20 protein-coding genes are annotated in these 18,124 nt (G+C 45.2%); 12 read left to right on the top strand and 8 right to left on the bottom strand.

Annotated elements, in window-relative coordinates:
- The first annotated feature begins 221 nt into the window (after window positions 1-221).
- The 6 genes from F0P93_RS03835 (at window position 222) to F0P93_RS03810 (ending at window position 3,680) form a co-directional block, all read left to right on the top strand.
- Entirely contained in the window at window positions 222-1,019 is a 798-nt protein-coding gene (locus F0P93_RS03835; RefSeq protein WP_171062767.1) for a LexA family transcriptional regulator, read from the top strand.
- A 30-nt stretch (window positions 1,020-1,049) separates the two neighbouring features.
- On the top strand, window positions 1,050-1,586 hold the full coding sequence (locus tag F0P93_RS03830) for a Rad52/Rad22 family DNA repair protein (RefSeq protein WP_138990284.1): 537 nt from the start codon (window positions 1,050-1,052) through the stop codon (window positions 1,584-1,586).
- Between the two features lie 78 nt (window positions 1,587-1,664).
- Window positions 1,665-1,883, top strand: coding sequence for a hypothetical protein (locus F0P93_RS03825; RefSeq protein ID WP_138990283.1), 219 nt, complete (start codon window positions 1,665-1,667; stop codon window positions 1,881-1,883).
- A gap of 364 nt (window positions 1,884-2,247) precedes the next feature.
- A complete protein-coding gene (locus F0P93_RS03820; RefSeq protein ID WP_138990282.1) occupies window positions 2,248-2,664 on the top strand; it encodes a hypothetical protein in 417 nt (138 codons plus the stop codon).
- A gap of 30 nt (window positions 2,665-2,694) precedes the next feature.
- Window positions 2,695-3,189 (top strand): hypothetical protein, encoded by a 495-nt coding sequence (locus F0P93_RS03815; RefSeq protein WP_138990281.1) that lies wholly within the window; start codon window positions 2,695-2,697, stop codon window positions 3,187-3,189.
- An 11-nt stretch (window positions 3,190-3,200) separates the two neighbouring features.
- Window positions 3,201-3,680 (top strand): protein-export chaperone SecB, encoded by a 480-nt coding sequence (locus F0P93_RS03810; protein WP_138990280.1) that lies wholly within the window; start codon window positions 3,201-3,203, stop codon window positions 3,678-3,680.
- A gap of 83 nt (window positions 3,681-3,763) precedes the next feature.
- On the opposite strand, the gene F0P93_RS03805 is transcribed toward F0P93_RS03810, so the two are convergent.
- A complete protein-coding gene (locus F0P93_RS03805) occupies window positions 3,764-3,997 on the bottom strand; it encodes a hypothetical protein (protein ID WP_138990279.1) in 234 nt (77 codons plus the stop codon).
- A 145-nt stretch (window positions 3,998-4,142) separates the two neighbouring features.
- Between F0P93_RS03805 and F0P93_RS03800 the strand changes: the two genes are divergently transcribed.
- On the top strand, window positions 4,143-4,901 hold the full coding sequence (locus tag F0P93_RS03800; protein ID WP_138990278.1) for a hypothetical protein: 759 nt from the start codon (window positions 4,143-4,145) through the stop codon (window positions 4,899-4,901).
- 110 nt (window positions 4,902-5,011) lie between these two features.
- Window positions 5,012-5,797, top strand: coding sequence for a DNA/RNA non-specific endonuclease (locus F0P93_RS03795; RefSeq protein ID WP_225309363.1), 786 nt, complete (start codon window positions 5,012-5,014; stop codon window positions 5,795-5,797).
- Window positions 5,798-6,037: 240 nt separating this feature from the next.
- On the opposite strand, the gene F0P93_RS31690 is transcribed toward F0P93_RS03795, so the two are convergent.
- The 4 genes from F0P93_RS31690 to F0P93_RS03775 form a co-directional block, all read right to left on the bottom strand.
- Window positions 6,038-6,436, bottom strand: coding sequence for a tyrosine-type recombinase/integrase (locus tag F0P93_RS31690; protein ID WP_212768201.1), 399 nt, complete (start codon window positions 6,434-6,436; stop codon window positions 6,038-6,040).
- A 688-nt stretch (window positions 6,437-7,124) separates the two neighbouring features.
- A complete protein-coding gene (locus F0P93_RS03785) occupies window positions 7,125-7,430 on the bottom strand; it encodes a phage antirepressor KilAC domain-containing protein (protein WP_138990276.1) in 306 nt (101 codons plus the stop codon).
- A gap of 250 nt (window positions 7,431-7,680) precedes the next feature.
- Entirely contained in the window at window positions 7,681-8,052 is a 372-nt protein-coding gene (locus F0P93_RS03780; RefSeq protein ID WP_138990275.1) for a hypothetical protein, read from the bottom strand.
- Window positions 8,053-8,133: 81 nt separating this feature from the next.
- Window positions 8,134-8,586 carry a hypothetical protein gene (locus tag F0P93_RS03775; protein ID WP_138990274.1) on the bottom strand — a complete coding sequence of 151 codons (453 nt, stop codon included), beginning with the start codon at window positions 8,584-8,586 and terminating at the stop codon, window positions 8,134-8,136.
- Between the two features lie 684 nt (window positions 8,587-9,270).
- Here F0P93_RS03775 and F0P93_RS03770 point away from each other — a divergent pair.
- Window positions 9,271-10,239 carry a hypothetical protein gene (locus F0P93_RS03770; protein WP_138990273.1) on the top strand — a complete coding sequence of 323 codons (969 nt, stop codon included), beginning with the start codon at window positions 9,271-9,273 and terminating at the stop codon, window positions 10,237-10,239.
- Window positions 10,240-10,654: 415 nt separating this feature from the next.
- Here F0P93_RS03770 and F0P93_RS03765 read toward each other — a convergent pair whose 3' ends face one another.
- Together F0P93_RS03765 and F0P93_RS03760 are read right to left on the bottom strand one after the other, a co-directional pair.
- On the bottom strand, window positions 10,655-10,948 hold the full coding sequence (locus F0P93_RS03765; protein ID WP_138990272.1) for a hypothetical protein: 294 nt from the start codon (window positions 10,946-10,948) through the stop codon (window positions 10,655-10,657).
- A 252-nt stretch (window positions 10,949-11,200) separates the two neighbouring features.
- Window positions 11,201-11,467 carry a hypothetical protein gene (locus tag F0P93_RS03760; RefSeq protein WP_138990271.1) on the bottom strand — a complete coding sequence of 89 codons (267 nt, stop codon included), beginning with the start codon at window positions 11,465-11,467 and terminating at the stop codon, window positions 11,201-11,203.
- A 464-nt stretch (window positions 11,468-11,931) separates the two neighbouring features.
- Here F0P93_RS03760 and F0P93_RS03755 point away from each other — a divergent pair, with 464 nt between their 5' ends.
- Window positions 11,932-12,228 carry a hypothetical protein gene (locus tag F0P93_RS03755; RefSeq protein WP_138990270.1) on the top strand — a complete coding sequence of 99 codons (297 nt, stop codon included), beginning with the start codon at window positions 11,932-11,934 and terminating at the stop codon, window positions 12,226-12,228.
- Between the two features lie 47 nt (window positions 12,229-12,275).
- On the opposite strand, the gene F0P93_RS03750 is transcribed toward F0P93_RS03755, so the two are convergent.
- Window positions 12,276-13,400 (bottom strand): DUF5005 domain-containing protein, encoded by a 1,125-nt coding sequence (locus F0P93_RS03750; RefSeq protein ID WP_171062765.1) that lies wholly within the window; start codon window positions 13,398-13,400, stop codon window positions 12,276-12,278.
- A gap of 989 nt (window positions 13,401-14,389) precedes the next feature.
- Between F0P93_RS03750 and F0P93_RS03745 the strand changes: the two genes are divergently transcribed.
- The gene (locus F0P93_RS03745; RefSeq protein WP_150874983.1) at window positions 14,390-14,854 is read left to right on the top strand and encodes a YpsA SLOG family protein; all 465 of its coding nucleotides are present in this window, start codon (window positions 14,390-14,392) and stop codon (window positions 14,852-14,854) included.
- Window positions 14,855-16,458: 1,604 nt separating this feature from the next.
- The gene (locus F0P93_RS03740; RefSeq protein ID WP_171062764.1) at window positions 16,459-18,066 is read left to right on the top strand and encodes a LysM peptidoglycan-binding domain-containing protein; all 1,608 of its coding nucleotides are present in this window, start codon (window positions 16,459-16,461) and stop codon (window positions 18,064-18,066) included.
- Window positions 18,067-18,124: the final 58 nt, after the last annotated feature.

Below are 18,124 nucleotides of genomic sequence, written 5' to 3'. Positions count from 1 at the left end.
ATTTTTGACAAATATATGTCAGGATTTTTTACATATCCAAGTCAGAATACTTAACTTTTTTTACGGGAATCTGTTTTTTACACAATTAAACCGGATTTTGGCAGTTTACAATTGTAAAGAATCCTGACATACAGGATAGGATTTTTATAAAAACTTCTTAGCTTTGTTTGTCATTAACGGAATCTGAAACGTGTATGTATCTGGCCGGTAATCTATTGGTTTTGAGACAGTATCGAGGTCTTTCCCAACGGGAAGTAGCCTCTACATTGGGGATTAGCCGACCTTCCCTCATTTCGTATGAAAAAGGAGCGATGCCCACCATCGATACGGCGGGTACGTTATCGAAATTTTACAATGTTACCGTGGATGCGCTGCTGTATGAAAACCTGGGTAATTTATCAGCCACCCAACTCGATCACCTTTTCAAAAGCGGTAATACCAACCTGTTCGGACAGGCGCAGCAGATTCATGAAGTAGTTCGTACGGTGGGCGAAGACAATGAAGAAAATGTCGAGTTTGTACCGGTTACTGCCATCATGGGATACTGTAGCGGAGGCTACAACGATATTGATTTTATTGCGGAACTGCCCCGATTCCGGCTGCCCTTCCTTTCGAAAAGCCGCAAATACCGGATGTTTCCAACCAAGGGAGATTCCATGTTGCCGATTCCATCGGGTTCGTATGTGGTGGGCGAATACATTGAAAAATGGGGTACCATCAAGGATGGAAGCGGAGTCATCGTCATCAGCAAAGAAGGCATCGTCTTAAAGAAAGTAGTCAATGAACTGTCCACGAACGGGCGATTGATCCTTCACTCGTTGAACCCAAGTTACGAGTCCTACGAAATGGCCCACGATGATATTCTGCAATTGTGGAAGTACGACTCGTATATTTCCCGGGAATTCCCCGATCCGGAACCTTCGCTTGGCACTCTGTTGTCGGAAATGCGACGGCTTAGCGAGGGAATGATTGACCTTCAGCGCGGCCAGGGAAAACTTTTAGAAAGTGTACAGAAATGATAAATTGGGAATAAACAACAAGTAAACACAATGGACATTTCAAAACTAACTGCCCCTCTGCTACCTGCCGATATTGAATGGCGGGTCCAGACTCTGATTGAATCCAAAGACAATAAACCGGCAAAAATGATTGTTGTCCCCTACATCAATAACCGGTCGGTGATGGAGCGGTTCGATGAACAGTTCGGCTGGGCTAACTGGACCAATGAAATTAAAGAAGTCGAGGGTGGCTTTTTATGCACCATTACGGTCAAGCTTGCAACGGGTGAAGTGGTCAGCAAAACCGATGGAGCCAGCCGGACCGCAATTGAACCCGTGAAAGGGGGCATTTCCGATGCCATGAAAAGGGCCGCTGTACATTTTGGGTTGGGACGGAGTTTGTATAACTTTCCAAAGGTTTTTATTGAAGTAGGTGGTAAATACATTCCGGACTGGGCGACGCGTCTACTGGACGCACTCGTTGACTCTATCAACAGCGGTAAGCCGCAACGGGACGTCATTGTGCTCAAAGAAGAACATATTTCAAGATTGCAACCCCCAAAGCCGCAGTTGCGGGTTGCAGCCTAATTCTTGTCATTTCTTCCAGGTAAAGAAACGGTCAGTTGCTGCCGGCCAAGTTTCTTTTCGACCAATCAGGTTATCAATATGCTCATCATTTCCGGCGAACACCTGGCTGCCATGCTTCCCGGCTGCTGCTACACGGTGGTGGCGAATTCGGCCATGAGTGGCAACGAAGCCCTGCTGTTCTGCCAGAAGCTGAATGTATCGGGACAGGTTGCCGCGTTGCTCTCCGATGCTGACGTCCGGGATCAGGTGTTTCGCAGTTTGCGCATTGCGATTCCCGAGCACGCGCCCAGTGTGTAAATCAAGCAAATTGTAGTGTGAAATATTCTTGAAATAAATTACTGACATTCATTCAGTGATCGTATTAATATAGTAAAAGAGCTTTTAAATAGCACATTGCTTGTTCTTGCAGTCTTGACGATAGGGCCAACCTACAACGCGTAATCTGATATGGAATGGACTTTTGCTACCATTAAATAAGTGAGACATAAATAAACCATAAATATTTTGAGTAGAAATATTATTTATTTTACCTTACATGACTATAGATTAATCCCTTCAAAAGATGCTAAATACTTGACTTTATTGGCGTTACATAAATAAATGCCAGATATATAGCAGGTGCATTGAAGATATTACATATATTTGCGACCCTTAGGCGAGCATGAGTAAACTATTACAAAAATCAAACGACAGCATTCAAGCGTGTCAGCTGTTAATTGAACAACACAATCTTTACACCAGTAGCATTCACCATGCTTATTACAGCTCGTTCCAACGTTCGATTTATCTACTTCAAATACACTTTCCCAAAAGCTTAATCGAGAAAACCGAAGAGGCCAGCAGTCATGTGCATGTTATAACCACTGTTGAACAGAAACTAGTCGATAGCGGTTATAGATTCCAAGCACTCGATTTCAACCAGCACATTAACACTTTGAAACGCAACCGCGTACATGCCGACTACAAAAATGATTTGTTTGATGAAAAATTTAGCCTCAAAAGCTTAGAGTTGGCCCGCAAACTGAACATTATCATTGACGAATTGACCAATAAATTGTCGTCAATTACTAGTACATAATTCCGACTTGACACGTATAATTACAATTTTATGACTATTGCTAACGAATGGATCATTGGCCTCATCAACCGCATACACGAGCAGTTTCTGCATTGCGGATTTTCATATGTTTACGAAGAAATGTCCGAATTACATATTATCGAAGTAACTGATCCACTGGCTCTTGAGAGTTTTCATTTTAGAGAGTTGGCAGGACAAGAAACTCATAATTTTCTAATGGCGTTTCCTGAAGAAGGTATTTTATTTACTGATCCGGAAAACTGCCTACCGATTGCGCCCCCTATCCTGTATAAAAAAGATGCAATTGTTCAAGAAGCATGGACAGAGCATTCTTACTACCAATCGGATATCCATCTAATTGACTTAGATGTAAAATGGCCTCATAAAGCCGATTTGGAATCTGCGCGGGAACTGTTTGATAGCTTGGTTTACGAAGAAGAAATTTTTCAACAACCCACTGCTACCGTGACTATACCTGGAGATAGTTTTGCTCCAGGGGACTATAACTATGCAATGGCCGCTTAGGATCTGCACGTATGGAATCTAATCAACCGCCGTTTACCCTTCAGAAGGTAGATTTATTAGAAGCGTCTTTCCGGCGCAATGATGTCTACCCATCTGAGTATGTCCAAAATAGATTACAGCTTGAAATTAGTCGGCGGACTGAACTGCCCTTATTATTCGTCATTCTGGAGGTCGAAATTTGGCAGGAACATGGGACAGACAAAGTGATGGAATCCAAAATAAAAATGGGAGGCCAGTTTTCGGTTGCAGAAGGGGTAGACGAAAAGTTGCTTGAAAATTTTAGTGACATCAATGCTCCTGCCATACTTTTTCCTTTCGTACGCGAGACTATAGCATCGTTGACAGCGAGGGCTGGAATTCCCACTGTTTTAGTCCAACCATTCAATTTTGTTGATATGCAGCGCCGTAAGCAGAATCAAGCAAAAGAGAATCAAGCCGATGAAGAAATTTCAGAGGATTCAGAGGGCATCGTAGAAGAATCGGATAAATAGTCCGATTTTTAGTATATTTTCCTTCTTACAAATTCGGATACAAATACACCTCTAAGCCCGCCCTTACCAGGCGGGCTTTTTCTTTACCGTAGCCCCCGCCTGGTGATCACTACTAAAGTCCATGTGCCGACCACTCCGATAAAAACCCAGATTACCCGACTGATGCGTTTTTCCATCGGCTTCCAGGCGTTTTTCTGAGCTTGCAAGTCTTCCTGTACCCGAGCCTGCACCGGATCATAATAATGGGTTGTGTCCGTCGGTGGAACGGTATCTGGCTGAGCGAAAATAAGGACAGAGTAGAGGAGCAGCGTTTTCATACTGCTTAGACGCTGTGACGCTAGGAAAGTCACGAATCAGACGAAAGGACAATTGGTGTTCTCTTCATGGCGTAATCAGGAATTTCGTTTGCGAAAACTGCTGAGATTTTGTAGGTTGAAGGGAAACATTTAGATGAAGTTTCCAATGAAGCCCAAAATACCTCAACTGCATACTGTATCAGAATTAGAAAAGCTGGCCCAGGTGAAAAATCTTGACACCAGGCCATTTATGCGAAGCCCACCGGGGGACGGTTTACTTTTGGTCAAGGATATTCAAAATGGCTTTGAATTTCACTTTGCAGTCACTGACTGGAAGACTGATACAGGTAAAATGCTGTTTCGGATCACTAGATATCCATATAGTTCCGATTCTGTGGATCCTAAAGAGAGTTGGATAGAAGAAAGAAACTTGAAGGAAGTTTGGGAGCGATGGGTAGGATTGGTTGATTATTACAGAACTGTAGACCCATTCGATGGAAGTAAAGACCCAATTCTTGAGCAGTACCAAGATGAGTTTTTTGAAAACTTTGAAATGCTAGATGAGGATGCTGAGACAAAACCATTCGATCTAGATAAGCAAGTATTAATCGACCGTTATTTAGGCGACACTATTCACCGATTGCAGGCCAAATCCAGAGACCCCGAAATTTCTGATGCAGATAGGCAGGTTTATCTTGATTTAATTTTTAAGACAAATCACCTCAAAGAAACCCAAACTACCCAATCTCAAAATCAGACAGTTAAGGAGTTAACAGGAATATGGGCTTACGCGAGAAAAAAGGGTCTAAAATATCTTGAGATTTTCAAGTCCGAAGCAATCAAAGAATTGATGAAAAGCGGTATCAAATACCTTATTGAAAATTTTGAAGAAATCGCCGACGCTTCACGTAAATTTTTTGAATAATCGCTAGTATTGAGCAGCTTATGAATCGGATAGTCCGTTTACTGCTATTTGCTGTTCTATTCGGCCCAGTTGCCTGCCAGAAAGCACTGCAACTAGCTCCGGACACATCCATGCCCACCCGTGACGAGAACCTTGCCCTGGGTAATCCCAGTAACGCAGGTGTCCAGGAAAACAATTACCTCATCGATCGGCCAACCTACGCCCTCAGCTATAACCGCAGCGCCGGTATTGCCAACTGGTGCTCCTGGCATTCGTCAGCCGCCTGGAAGGGATCGGCGAAGCGGTACGCGGGTTTCTTCATTCCGGATCAAACCTTGCCAACCGGATGGTACCAGGTAAGACATGATGATTATACGCTCAGCGGCTTCGACCGTGGCCACCTCTGCCCGTCGGATGATCGCGACTCAACGGCAGAGGAAAATCGCACCACGTTTTTCATGACGAACATCGTCCCCCAGGCTCCCCGCCATAACCGCGAAAGCTGGAGCCTGCTGGAAGGCTACACCCGGAAGCTCATCGCCGACGGCAACGAAGCGTATATTATTGCGGGGACGTACGGTAAAGGTGGCATCGGTGACAACGGGCAAGCCACTACCCTGGCGGGCGGCAAAGTAACGGTTCCCTCTGCGCTCTGGAAGGTGATTGTAGTCCTACCGGTAGGAAGTGTCGATCTGAACCGGATCAACGCTCAGACACGGGTTATTGCCGTATTTATACCGAACACCAATGCCTTCGGAGAAAAGCCCTGGAGTGACTACCGGGTCAGCGTCGATGAGATCGAGCGGTTAACGGGTTTTGATCTGCTGGCCAATGTGTCGGATGCAGTCGAGCGGGAGATTGAAGCTCAGTCGGATAAGGTCGCAGTGAATGGGATGTATCTGTATTCGGATTGGTAACATATAATTGTAAAAACTCCTTACCGGTCAAGGTGAAGAGTTTTTACGCAATGAGGAAAAGCTTCAGTTGAGGGAACAATATGTCCGTACGAGATTGCAATCGCATCGCTGACTTATTCAGGTTCTGGACGCTGACAATCTTCTGACGTTTACCTATGTATGCATCTTTCCGCTTTAAATTCTCACTGGGAAGGTACTGAAAAAATGAGTAAATAGTTGTTCCAGTGTCATTAGGATCACTTAAAGCGCTTTTAAGAACTCTTTGATATCGACGTCATCAAACTCCCCGAAGTATCGTTCGGTTGTGGTGATACTTCCGTGTCCGAACGAATTGCTGATATGTTTGAGCGGAACGCCGGATCGCAGCATCGTGGTCCCGAATGAATGCCGGGCCACATACGTCACCAGTTTCTGACTGATCCCCAGCTTTACCCCGATTTTTTTCATCCACCGGTTGACGCTGCCCAGCATTAAACCAATGGCGCTGGTCTGGCCCTCGGCATCCATTGCGTCGGTATGAAAAGGGGAAATGTAGGGCCGTTTGTCGCGTTGGTAGGTCACGCGAATCTTTAACATTCCTTCCTCGGAATTTTTGCTTTTTCTTGCTTCAAACACCAGGGCCAGCGTAACTTTACTCATAGGAGTTCAGGATCAAGAAAGGTGTGAATGCCATGATATACAATTTCTATTCCCTATCATCGGATTTGAGGTAGTTCAGCAGGTCAGATTTGAGATAGTAGTACTTACCGAATTTTCTAATTGACGGAACCTTGCATGTGGGACTACACAGTTTGCCGTAACTGACATTCAGAAACTTGGCAGCTTCTTTCCGGCTTAAAGGCTTTTCGATTTCGGCCTGTGTCGGCTGAGAACGGACGGTCGTCAATACTTGGTCCAATGTCATTTGTAGATGCATGATTTCCGTAAACAAATCTTCGAAAGGGTTGTACATTTTAGAAGTCGTTAATAAATAATTTTTGCAATGATAATGAGGAATAAATTAGAAATAAAATCGACCGTACGACTCCTTTCTGCATAAAATAATAAGAAAATGCATATGCAGAAAATGTATATTTCTATTGAATTTTATACCTAAAGTTAATTAGATATTATTTCAGGATAATGACTAGTATTTATATGAGGTTTTATTTGAATTAATCTCTAATTTTTATGCAGTAAAAAAATGAAAAATATGAGATTAAGGGTATTTAGGGAGCATTAGAACAATCAATCTCCTCAATCAGATCGAAATCAACCCTGGGAAAATGGGTGCTTTTCTTCGCGATGATTCCGCTTTGGCTGTTGGCTGCGGTTCGACTTCAGCAGCCTAACTCAGGTCAGTGGGTGTTTCAGTCATACGTTTACGGATTTCTTCAACCCCCAGTCTGGTTACAAAAACCGTCTGAAGATTGAACTCGTTACCGCCGGACCACCAGGTCTTGTGTTTGACTTTGAGCCAATCCTGGTCGACGTATTTTTGATCGGCGATGTAGCTGTGGCCATTGTGATTACAGATTTTTTCGTTAAGCAGCCAGGTGAAGAGTGCTTTTTGACCGATGCCGAGTTCTTTGGCTGCGTCAGCTACGGACATAGCGCCGTCATAGACCCTTGCGGGAATTGTCTGTTTTTTCATGGGAATAGATGATTTTTTAGTGGTGCGGGTTGGGCAACGTATTGCCCCTGGATACTTTAAGCGTATCGGTCCAAACTGAATTCTTCCACCATCCCCGTGGATTCGTCCAGATCTGGAGCGATCTCGTCTGCTGTCAGATACAGGTCAAAGATTTGGTGAGCGAGTGTATCCTGCGCTGCCAATACTTCGCCTATGGTCGGTTTTGGTCGGTCGGCAACCTTCTGCTGTATTAGGTTGTCTGTTGCCTGTCTCAGCGGCATGATTGGCCTCCTTTCTTCCGAAGCGCAAACGTTTGATCGATGCGCGTGAAGGATTCAATCAACAACAGTATGGCGGACATCTCGTCTGCCTTAAAGCGCTTCCTTAACTTTTTGGACTCTTGAATATAAACCAGTATCCACCGGAGGACTTCGCCGTATTGGCAGCCCGAAAAAGCATCGAGCAGCTTTGCGACTTCCTGAACGATTACCGTGGATTCCTGGGGTGAAATGGCCCGTAGGATTGTCGATGTAATAACCGGTTTTGCAATTGGGTTTACGGCTGTTTTGCCGAAGGGGTTCATAACTGTAGCGGTCGTTGCGGAGAGCAGCGAATCGTAGGTTTGTTCTGGTGAACGATTCATTTTTGTGAAGAGTAAGACGTGATGGGTTGCCCCTTCGCCAGGAATGAAGCGAAGGGGTGTTTATGGTGGCAGTACGCAGGACTACTTTTTCGTGGAGTCAGCAGTCTGATCGACTGGTTGATTCGGAGAAGGCAACAGGTTGGTCAATTGGCAGTACATTTCCCGAAGGCGCAAATAGGTGCCATCGGCCAGACAGTCCATGGTATTAGCCACGATTTTCAGTTTGCGCACGATTCCGAGAATTTCCTGGGAATCAGCGGGGCCGCGTTCAGACCATTCCTGGAACTGGAGAACGTCTTTGATTTCGGTTAAAAGGCGCTGGTGGTAGAGGGCCAGTGCGTAGTGAAGTACAACAGCGGGGGAGTCTTCGCCGTTTGGGCCGGGCTGGGCGTCGATGGTGATCTCAAATTCTCCACCGGCACCGCCGATGGGATTGGGCAGGAAGCCTGGTAGATTTTGACCTACCGTTTGCTCAAAATTGGCTTTTGGGGTTGCATCTTCGCTCCCCGGTACGTAATTTGCGTCCGTTGACATTTTGAATGAAAGTTTAAAATGGTTGACTTGCATCCCCGTACTGACTGGTCCGCGAAAACTTAGACAGTACGGGGATCACTATTTTATCTCCTTCAAAGTCGCTCCTATTGACCGGGCATCCCTTTCGGGCCTATGCGGTTTTCAGTCTGTCTCTGAATCGAATAAACGAATTTAAGCAATTAATAGACAAAGCGCAAGCCATTGTCTTACATTATTTGAAAATTGATAGAAAGCCCATATAAGAGTGACGCTCCCCAAGTATTGTATTAGAATTATGCAAAATGCGACTTTTCTTCGACTAGACGGATTTTGACCGACTAAGCCTTTCGGCTATTTCCCGGTTAAATTCGGGCTCCTTTTGATCATATAGAAGATTCACCGCCCTTTCAATAATCTCCGCTCCGCTTTCTTTAAATAGCGTTCCAAGCTCCGTTATTTTGCCTTTGGTCTCTATCGGCAGCCTGTATGTTCCTGACTCTTTCGCCATGTGCTTATTTGTTTACCTAAAAATAGTATCCAGTGGCTTACATTGCAAGACATTCTGTATATTTATACCACAGAACAAAAAATGACCATACCGGGCAAGTATGGTCATTGGAGTACTTTTAGGACAACCGGTAGCGATTGGATTTGGACGTCTGCGCTGTGCCGGGTTTAACCAACTCTAAATCAGCAACAATAAAAATGAATGACACGGTAAAGATAGCCGATTTGGGTATTCAAATCAACTTTCCTTCGTGGGAAAAGTTTAACCTCGACGACCTTACAAACGACCATGTTGTGTTGTTTCAATATCTTGTTTTCCATTGCCGAAGTACTGGTGAGTGGACACATTCGGATCCAGCCATTGAAAAAGAGCTTGGAATAAGAGAGCAACGTTTAAAAACTGTTCGTAATTATTTCATTAACTCAGGTATTCTTAAGACCCGAATTGTCAGAAACTCGTCCAATAATAGAGTTACGTCCTATCGGCTAAATTTTGCAGAATTAGCAACCCCCGAGAAACTGAAATTATTCTACCGCGAAAAAACACCTACAGGAAAAGGAATTGACCTTAATCGTTTAGCGGATCAATACGGCATAATTGCTAAACAACTTGCAAAGCTTTCTACAACAGAAAGTCCGTTAGAAAATTCTGAAAATCAACAAGGTGCCGAACAAAAGGGCGCTAAGGCACTGGCCAAAATACTGGAAGAATTATATATAAAACAACGAAATTGGTACAATACATGCCATACAGAGTTGCGAACGAAAGTAAAAGGAATGGTCAAGTTCTCTCCAGCACAAGTTCAAAATTTAGAGGAGGCAATGCGTCATTTTGAAGACGATGAATTTATTCATAACGCTTTTCACGCCTATGCTTATACTGCTATCCATGTGATACTTGGTAACGAACACGAATTGCTTCCCCAAAAACCTCGTGATGTAATAAGTTATTTTCTTCGAAATCTTAAAAACAATAGTGAAGGCGTTGCAAATAATTTTGATGTAATCTACCGGTTTGGCAATTATGCAGTAACACACTTCCGACATGGTGTTAAAGACAGTCACGCCGATCTTATTTCCGAAAAGTCTGATATTTCACAACCAGACCCGAATCAATCAGCCACTATTTATAAAGCGCCGGATTTTAGTAATGATTATGTAATGTGATCAATTATGCGCGCGATGGGTTACTTGAAATCAGGTATCCCTATAAGGTATATTGAAACCAGGTAGCGGTTGCCTGAAACCCAGTAATGTATTACCCGATTTCATGCAACGCGTTGCCTGATTTATAACTTTCTTTTTTATATAATACTTAGACGAATAAAACCTAATTGAAGAAAACAAAAAAAACCAAACCGTCTTGCTGCCGTTTTTGGCTTTTTTGAAAAAAAACAACGAAGAAGAATTAATAACTTCTCTATTACCCAATAATCCGGAGGAGCCAAGTGGCTGGGATTGGTCTGGTTGGTTTAAAAAGGTTTTGCAGTTAAGACCCCAGGCGATTCCCGATTAAAAGGAATTGCGGTCCTGGTTGGTGACTGCACGGCGGAAAACCAACAAAAAACGCGCGCGATCGGGCTTACTGATCCTCCCCAGTTTCTTTCTCTTCCTGTCTCTTCTTTTCAACCTGCTCCTTGAACTCGGGCTCTACGTTTGCTTTGACAACCTTACCGTTTTCGATTTCCAACTGCGCTTGTAGTCTGTGCACCCCATCAAGTTGACGAAGCACCGCTTTGTAGGCAACGGTTTCGCTTCCCTCGGTATACTCACGCTCAATTGCGCTTAATATCCGGTACGCCGTAAGGGCCGAATTGGACTCGTAGGTTCCGCCACTGGCTTGGTTGATGACGGCGTAGGCGTATTTTATATTCATAACGTTGTGAATCAGTCTTAATAACGAACGTCTGTTACGGCGTTTTTGGTATCTGTTATACGGCACAGCTATTGACCCGTCCACCTATTGACCGTTCCTACGTTTGGGCATACACGACGCCCGGGAAGATGAAGAACCAAAAGGAAGCCGGAACGCCGAAAAATACCTTTCGTTACTCTTAATCCTTCTCAAAATCGCGCAAGTGGTTTCAAAACTCTGTCATCAGCAACCATAGCTAAAACAAGACGGGGGCTAATCTGGCTTCAGCCGATCCACTGCTACAATTTCGTCGTACGTAATGGCCCGCTTGCCACCTTTCTGAGCAACTTCCTTGTGTTGTTCTGGGGTTGAATCCAGCATATCAATCACTTTAAACAAATGATCGGGATGCCGGAATTCCATAACGTCCAATACCGATGGCGGAGGTATGTCATAAAACACAACCGGAACGGTCCAGTGTTCAACCCGGTTGTCGGGCGTTGTCACCAGGAATTTAACCAAACTGTATTGCTCTCTCATTCCGTTTTTTTCAACAAGATACCACTTTCAGGTTTTAGCATAAATGCCAATGACTGTTTAACCTATAATTGAACTGACGCGCGATCTGTCTGTTGGCACCAAATCTAAAAGGGATTTTGAATCCCAATAAAAACAACTGGGCGTAATCAGCCAAAATAGCCCCTCTGTTGAACGATCCCGTTTAAAATAGGCAAGTCTAAGTTAAAAATGAGATCAAGGCTCTCCGTTAATATTTGGGGCTAAATAATTTCCATCCATTTGGCATAGACGGAACCTGCTGAGGTAAGACAGACTTACCTCGTAAATGTGGTTAATTGGGTCTTGACTTTCAAGGTTCTTTCAGGCTTTGACAACGTCAGAAAAATTGACGTCGTGAGAATCCGATGAGGGATCCAACAATCAGTTGGATGTTCCTGGCGAATCAGTAAATTGCCGACCAAATCGAGAATGGAAAGATGGAGGTGATGAATAAAATTTACAGCAAATTGCACTATCAGCTCGAGCATGGCTTTGAGTTTGGTCCGGCCTGCCGTTTAATTCAAAGCCTTGACCAAAATAGTGCCGGGGAAGTTACAGTTGTTTTTCCAGGCCTCCTTATTTTGCTGGAAGAGGTGGGTGGGCGAATTATCGTTAAAATACCTGGCGGAGTCCGAAGCACCAACAATGAGCTCCCAACCGATTTGAGTGAATTGTGTGACCAGTTTATTGCACTGGTGAAAGCCGAAGCCGGAAGCGTACCAGTCGACGAAATTCTGGTATAAAGAACTGAGTTTTTTGAATGCCTCCTTGCTTGAAAAGGCAGCCCGATTTATTGCCAGTTCGTCACCCGAATGAAGTAGGGTCGATAGAGATCCGCACTACCCGGAATGTTGAAAAGGTCGTCAAAATTGGTAGTGTTGACACAATACGAAATCATCAAATCCCCATTTCTCGACAGTTCTGGATGAACCAGGGCATTGTAGGTGAAAACTTTGTCCGTGCTATGTTCTGGGGGAACAGTGTAGAGGAGACGCTTTGCAGTCCATGGCCCTATCGGCCTGCTCGACTCCGACAGAAACAGCCGTCGGCCGAAAATGATTTCCTGCGTAAAGAGATAATACTTAGCACCGTATCGAAACACGCTGAACTGATCAGAGGCATCTTTGTAGACCGAAAAGTCTTTCGGCTGGCTTCCCCACTGACTGCCGTTCCAGAATTGCCATGTCGCCGTCAGATCACCTTTCGGAGCGCGGGCGACAACAACGTTCGTCGTGAGGTTTCCATGTATAACGCCATAAATGTAGGTGAAACCATCTGACGCTTCACAGACGGCCCCACCATATCCCCACTGCCCCTGATATTTGTTGACAATAATTTTTTCAATGGCTCCCGTCGAGGCCGAACAGATGGCAATATCGATCGAGGCATTCTTAAAATCCCAGGAGCCTGATCCTGTTTTTTGGACGTGGCTCAGCAGGACTTGAAGTTTCCGGTCGTAAACCGTGGCATCTAACGGCCAGTACCAGTCTTTGCCACCTGGCTGCTTCGCATGGTTAAAGTAGGTTTGACCCGCATTGGTGGTATTGGCCCCTTTATTCAGTGTCTTGAACCCGTCGAATGTTTCGACAGTTTGAATCATCATGGAGTTGCGAACCATAACGTTCTGGTTGGGTAAGCGGGTCCGGTCTAGTTTCACAAGACCCAGGAATGAATCGCCGAATGTCCATACAATTCGACCGTCAGGAAGAGGAGTTGAATAAACTCCATCGCCACCATTCCAGGTAGCATAACGTGTAAAAAAATGGGTGTACTGCGTATCAATCTGTGCTTTTGGCTCCGAAGCCACCCTACCTACCATAGCCGAGGTGTTCGAAATTGGAAAGAACGAAAGCTCAGGTAGGGTTGAAAAACCGGCCAACAGCAGGCTGGCTAGTAGGTAAACAATGAGTTTCATGGAAGAAGGGTTTAGGCAGCAAGAGAAGGAAATGGGTAGGCAAAGATACTTATTCATCAATCGGTAAGTTAAATTAACCACCCACTGCCTCCTGACCCAGCCGATCCCCGCCCCGCCGATCGCTGGCCCCCGCAACCGTGGAGGATTTTCAAATGTTAAAGCCGCCAATTACCCCGCCAAACCAAAAGTAAGGAATCCTTTATTGGCATTCATTTGGCCAAACCCCCGGGGGGTAGAGGAAAAAAGTACCGTGAGCCCCGGCACCCCCGACCCACAGTCCCCACCGACGCTCGTGTGACCATTTTCTAAAAGGGATTCTCACTCCCTTTTAAATGTGTGCCAGAAACACTTTTAAAAGGGAGATGGCAACAGAGGTTTGGTTCAGTAAAACTAACTCGGGAAAGGGTCGTAAAAGTCCCGGCCCATTTTCGTTTTTAAATGCAATCCTGGACTGCATTTAAAAAGTACAAGCCGTTACCACGTAAAAGTAATTCTGGCGTACATTTAAAACGCACCGAAAATTCCAGTGTTTTTTTCCAAGAGTCAAATTGCAAATTTAGAAGGCTTGTTGTCGCCCTTTGGAGTAAAGGACAATTTGTCCGGTAGTCATGCATGCTGAACTACGAATGTAAAACGGAACATTTCCTTGTATTATTCCTTTCCCGCGTTGTGTTTTTATAATGTGGGTATTACCCACATTTAACAGACCCTTAATATCATGATCTGTCTGATGTCAAAGGTATTCAACCCGTGAACGATCTTCCAGGCGATTTTTACGGAGCATAACATCTTTTTCCCCGGCCAAATCCCAGACCCCCGGGGGGTAGGGGAAAAATAGCTGCCAATCTGAAAAAGCGCCAGGTACCCAGTTTTAAAAATGAAGCCATTATTTTAAGAGGCTTTTTATCCGTTTTCAACCTCATTCCTGTTGGAAATCTCAAGATTTTTCGCTATTTTCATGTAGTTCAATCTTCCCCAAAACAAAAAAAATGCTTGGCTACCGAATTGAAAAAGTGATTTCAGGCGGCCAGACGGGTGTTGATCAACTCGCCCTGACCGTAGCTCAAAATCTGGGAATTAAAACCGGTGGCGTAGCTCCGAAAGGATACCTTACAGAAAATGGCCCCGCACCATGGCTGGCGGGCTTTGGATTGGTTGAAGACTCGAGTAGTAAGTATCCACCCCGCACACGTCGTAATGTTGTCGAATCCGATGCGACCGTCATCTTCGGATCTCCAACGAACGGAACCGAATTAACAATCAATTGCTGCACAAAGGCAGGAGTGCCGTATATCTTGAATCCCACCGCCCCAGCACTGGAGGCTTTTATTGTAAACCATGGTGTACAGATTTTGAATGTAGCGGGTAACCGGAAAAGCAAAATGACTCCCGACCAGGAAGAGAAAATAAGAACGATTCTGACGTTGGCGCTTCAGAAATTGAATCACATCTAACAGCCTACCCAATAACCACCCCGACCCTGTTTTTTCCCAGCCCGGTTCTCTTTGACCTTCACCCTTGCAGTTTTATATCTGATATACGTTTGTATAATTCTAGTGATAGAAATGTCTCATTTTATGATCTGAGTTCTACAGCAATTTATTTCTGTTTACATACAGCGTATATTGGTATACGTTAGGAAACTTCCGAATTCTCTGGATTAGCTATACAGTTACCGTATCCATCTTTCTGTTAGATCGTTACAAAGACGCCGTTCGACCAACGGTCGTCTGCCGCACCCCCGCAATTTTCGAGAACAAATGTTTGCAAAATCGCGTTAAAATACTTAACTTGGTGATTATCTTCACATTCAGGGGTTCTACAGGCCAATTACAGAAAATCACACTGTATAAGAGTCATATACAGTCCGCTTATGTCAAAATCTGACTGGAAAACAGGCGAAATCTCGAAATTCGAGCGCCGAATCGTTATTTACGAGCCAACAGTATATAATCTGTCGGTGATCAAAACGTTGGAAAGTGTCGCACTGAAAATCCTATTCGTTTTCGGCGAAAAATTACAGGATGATAACTGTGTTCAGTCCTCCACAATTGAGCTTGCGGCCGAATTAAGACGGTCAACACGTCAAACGAGAAGAGGATTGAATGAATTAAAGAGAGTGGATTTCGTGCAGAAAAAGAAAGGCAAAACTTACAAAGTAAATCCCGGGATCTTCCGGGTTTCGACCATTACTTTCTAATCCTCGGCGACTGCTAGGCCGGGAAATTGATTATTTTTATGAATGCATCAACATCGAAGACAATTCAACCTATACAGATTCCTTCATGGGCTCTAACGAGCCGCGCGATCCTGAGTCTAGCTGCTTGGGCTGGGAGTATACAGGTTGGACAAATAAAATTCGCTTTTGATTATACCAGCGGCAAACTAATTCTCTTTAGAAAGCCGCCTTCGTATCATGAATAGAAAAACAATTAATCAACACTTCATCATGGAACCACTCGTAACAGAGACTTTCCTATTTCCAGATACCTTAAACGGCCAAAACGTCTACGTGTGTAGGCTTAGGTTACCTCCCAAGTCCGTTGAGATTTTTTGTAACAAGGTGCTTCCCCACTTCCAAAAGGAGATTAGCGAAGGAGAATGCAAGTTATTGGAAGATGGTCGGACTTATTATCGCTTTAAGGTGACCTATGAATTTGCCCAGCAATTAAGGTTAATAGTGCTGGGGGCCTTCTAATTATTTCAAAAGGCTAATCAAAAGGATATGTTAAGGTATTCGGTTCTGATACAGTTGCCTGCTTATTCTCAATCGATAACCCCACGTTATATGTAACAAATACACTCAATCACATTGTTAGTTGAGTGTTTTGCAAATGAGCTTAGTCGGCCTGAACAACCGAGATAAACAACAAAGAACATGCTTAACACGGGAAATACGCCCGACTTGTCCAGAGTTCAACAGCTTCAAAAACGCCTGAAGGAGTTGCGAAGTATACCGACTGAAACACAAGAGGAGCGGGAAGAAAAGTGGGCCATTTATCAGGAGATTAGTTTGCTTGGGAGCCGTGGTACAAATCCGGCAATCTCCCAACAACCCATGAAGACCTCCCAGCCGGACCCTGCCCCCCAGCGTTTTGCCCGGGGTGGTGAAGTGTATCCAATGCCCGGACTACATTGGATGATGGATCTTGCCCGGTTTGCCGACATTGGGCCGGTCGAACCAAAAAAAACGGCTCGCACCTCCGACTTTATTCCGCAGATGCGAGCGGTGGGTATTTTGCCACCGGCTCCTACGCCGGGGATCGATCAAGGCAACCAGCTTGCGGAAATTGAAGAGCTATTGCGGACCGCTAAATCAGGTAGCCCGGAGGAATCTTTCTACAGGGATCAGATTCAGCATCTACGTTCGTCTGGCGTACAGACTCCCCTGCAAAGTGGGTATTCGACCTGGTTGACCAATGGCCGGGTGTTGAACTGGGCGTTAAATGCGGCAAATTCCCCTGCACCGGTTTCTTCTAATTCAAGTCCGGCGAGCATCTCTCCGCCACCTCCAACCGATACTTCCGGAAGTGGCAATTTAACCGGTGGCAGAACCACCATTCCACAGGTCTCCCGTCGGGCTTCGGCGTCGCCCACGCCACTTGCACGGTATGTAGGTGATACGTATACGGTGAAACAGGGAGATACAGTGTCAGGCATTGAAAAGATGACGGGAACAACGCGGCCCGAGATGCTCAATTACAACCGTAGTCTAATTGCCAATCCGAATTTGATCGAACCGGGCCAGGTACTTCGGTTAAGGCCAGAGCCGTATGTGCCTGCGGCTCCAATGAGTGAGATTACCACCCGGCGCGTGGGCGGGAAGGAGGTTCAGGCTGGCAATATGTTTACAATGGGAAAACCGCAGATACCAAACTGGGCAATTACGCCGGTAGCGGGAACGTCCTCGTCTTCATCATCGACACCCGGCATTGGATTAGGTACCATGATGGATATTAGCCGCATTATTACCGGGGCAGCTATTGCCAGAAAACCGGTTTCAAACTGGCAGCCATCGACCCTATTTACCAGTTGGCAGCGCGCCGTGGAGGCCAGAAAGAATCAGGGGCTGTCATCCGAAGAAATGGCGCTGGCCAATCAGAACATTGCCGGTAATTATGGCGCAGGTGTGCGGGCTTTAACGCAAAGTGTCGGGGGCGGTGCCAACCCGGGCGTTGTGCTCGCGGGATTGAATAACCTGGGCAGTCAGCAGGCCGGTCAGCAGTCTGTGTTGGCCGCAGCCGATGCGGCACGGCGAAACCAAAACTTTGCCCAGTACGGGAGTATGGCCAATCAAGACCTGGAAATTTCCCGAACCCTGTACGGCAATGATTTGCAACGGGAGCAAGGGCGGCAGGTGGCCGGACTGGGGCTCATCGCGGGTGGAATGCAAAATATTCATGATCGTCAAATGTATAACCAGGCTTACGGCCCGAATTCTACGTTTCAGCAACTCCAACAAAGCCAGATTGATCTGGCAAAAGAATCCGTTAAAAACCAGAAGATAATTATTCAGAATACGCTGAATAATGCCAACCGTATATTGGCGCAACCAACCCCTGATTCGAACGACGACTATGCCCGGAAACAGGCAGACTTTGTAACTAAGTTGACTCCTGAACTCAAGGAACAGTATAAGCAAATGTATCCAGGTCTTAAATTCTAAATGTCCACCGTAAAGAATCCTAGTTATGTGATCGAGCTTTTTATCGATCGGTACAATG

The sequence above is a fragment of the Larkinella humicola genome (assembly GCF_008727875.1).
In the GTDB taxonomy this organism is placed as follows: Bacteria; Bacteroidota; Bacteroidia; order Cytophagales; family Spirosomataceae; genus Larkinella; species Larkinella humicola.
This window is presented reverse-complemented; position numbering and strand designations above follow the sequence as displayed.

Excerpts from the sequence above, each read along its gene's own strand:
- F0P93_RS03830 (WP_138990284.1), top strand. The coding sequence starts at position 1,050 with ATGGACATTTCAAAACTAACTGCCCCTCTGCTACCTGCCGATATTGAA.
- F0P93_RS03825 (WP_138990283.1), top strand. The coding sequence starts at position 1,665 with ATGCTCATCATTTCCGGCGAACACCTGGCTGCCATGCTTCCCGGCTGC.
- F0P93_RS03820 (WP_138990282.1), top strand. The coding sequence starts at position 2,248 with ATGAGTAAACTATTACAAAAATCAAACGACAGCATTCAAGCGTGTCAG.
- F0P93_RS03815 (WP_138990281.1), top strand. The coding sequence starts at position 2,695 with ATGACTATTGCTAACGAATGGATCATTGGCCTCATCAACCGCATACAC.
- F0P93_RS03810 (WP_138990280.1), top strand. The coding sequence starts at position 3,201 with ATGGAATCTAATCAACCGCCGTTTACCCTTCAGAAGGTAGATTTATTA.
- F0P93_RS03805 (WP_138990279.1), bottom strand. The coding sequence starts at position 3,997 with ATGAAAACGCTGCTCCTCTACTCTGTCCTTATTTTCGCTCAGCCAGAT.
- F0P93_RS03800 (WP_138990278.1), top strand. The coding sequence starts at position 4,143 with ATGAAGCCCAAAATACCTCAACTGCATACTGTATCAGAATTAGAAAAG.
- F0P93_RS03795 (WP_225309363.1), top strand. The coding sequence starts at position 5,012 with ATGCCCACCCGTGACGAGAACCTTGCCCTGGGTAATCCCAGTAACGCA.
- F0P93_RS31690 (WP_212768201.1), bottom strand. The coding sequence starts at position 6,436 with ATGAGTAAAGTTACGCTGGCCCTGGTGTTTGAAGCAAGAAAAAGCAAA.
- F0P93_RS03785 (WP_138990276.1), bottom strand. The coding sequence starts at position 7,430 with ATGAAAAAACAGACAATTCCCGCAAGGGTCTATGACGGCGCTATGTCC.
- F0P93_RS03780 (WP_138990275.1), bottom strand. The coding sequence starts at position 8,052 with ATGAATCGTTCACCAGAACAAACCTACGATTCGCTGCTCTCCGCAACG.
- F0P93_RS03775 (WP_138990274.1), bottom strand. The coding sequence starts at position 8,586 with ATGTCAACGGACGCAAATTACGTACCGGGGAGCGAAGATGCAACCCCA.
- F0P93_RS03770 (WP_138990273.1), top strand. The coding sequence starts at position 9,271 with ATGAATGACACGGTAAAGATAGCCGATTTGGGTATTCAAATCAACTTT.
- F0P93_RS03765 (WP_138990272.1), bottom strand. The coding sequence starts at position 10,948 with ATGAATATAAAATACGCCTACGCCGTCATCAACCAAGCCAGTGGCGGA.
- F0P93_RS03760 (WP_138990271.1), bottom strand. The coding sequence starts at position 11,467 with ATGAGAGAGCAATACAGTTTGGTTAAATTCCTGGTGACAACGCCCGAC.
- F0P93_RS03755 (WP_138990270.1), top strand. The coding sequence starts at position 11,932 with ATGAATAAAATTTACAGCAAATTGCACTATCAGCTCGAGCATGGCTTT.
- F0P93_RS03750 (WP_171062765.1), bottom strand. The coding sequence starts at position 13,400 with ATGAAACTCATTGTTTACCTACTAGCCAGCCTGCTGTTGGCCGGTTTT.
- F0P93_RS03745 (WP_150874983.1), top strand. The coding sequence starts at position 14,390 with ATGCTTGGCTACCGAATTGAAAAAGTGATTTCAGGCGGCCAGACGGGT.
- F0P93_RS03740 (WP_171062764.1), top strand. The coding sequence starts at position 16,459 with ATGAAGACCTCCCAGCCGGACCCTGCCCCCCAGCGTTTTGCCCGGGGT.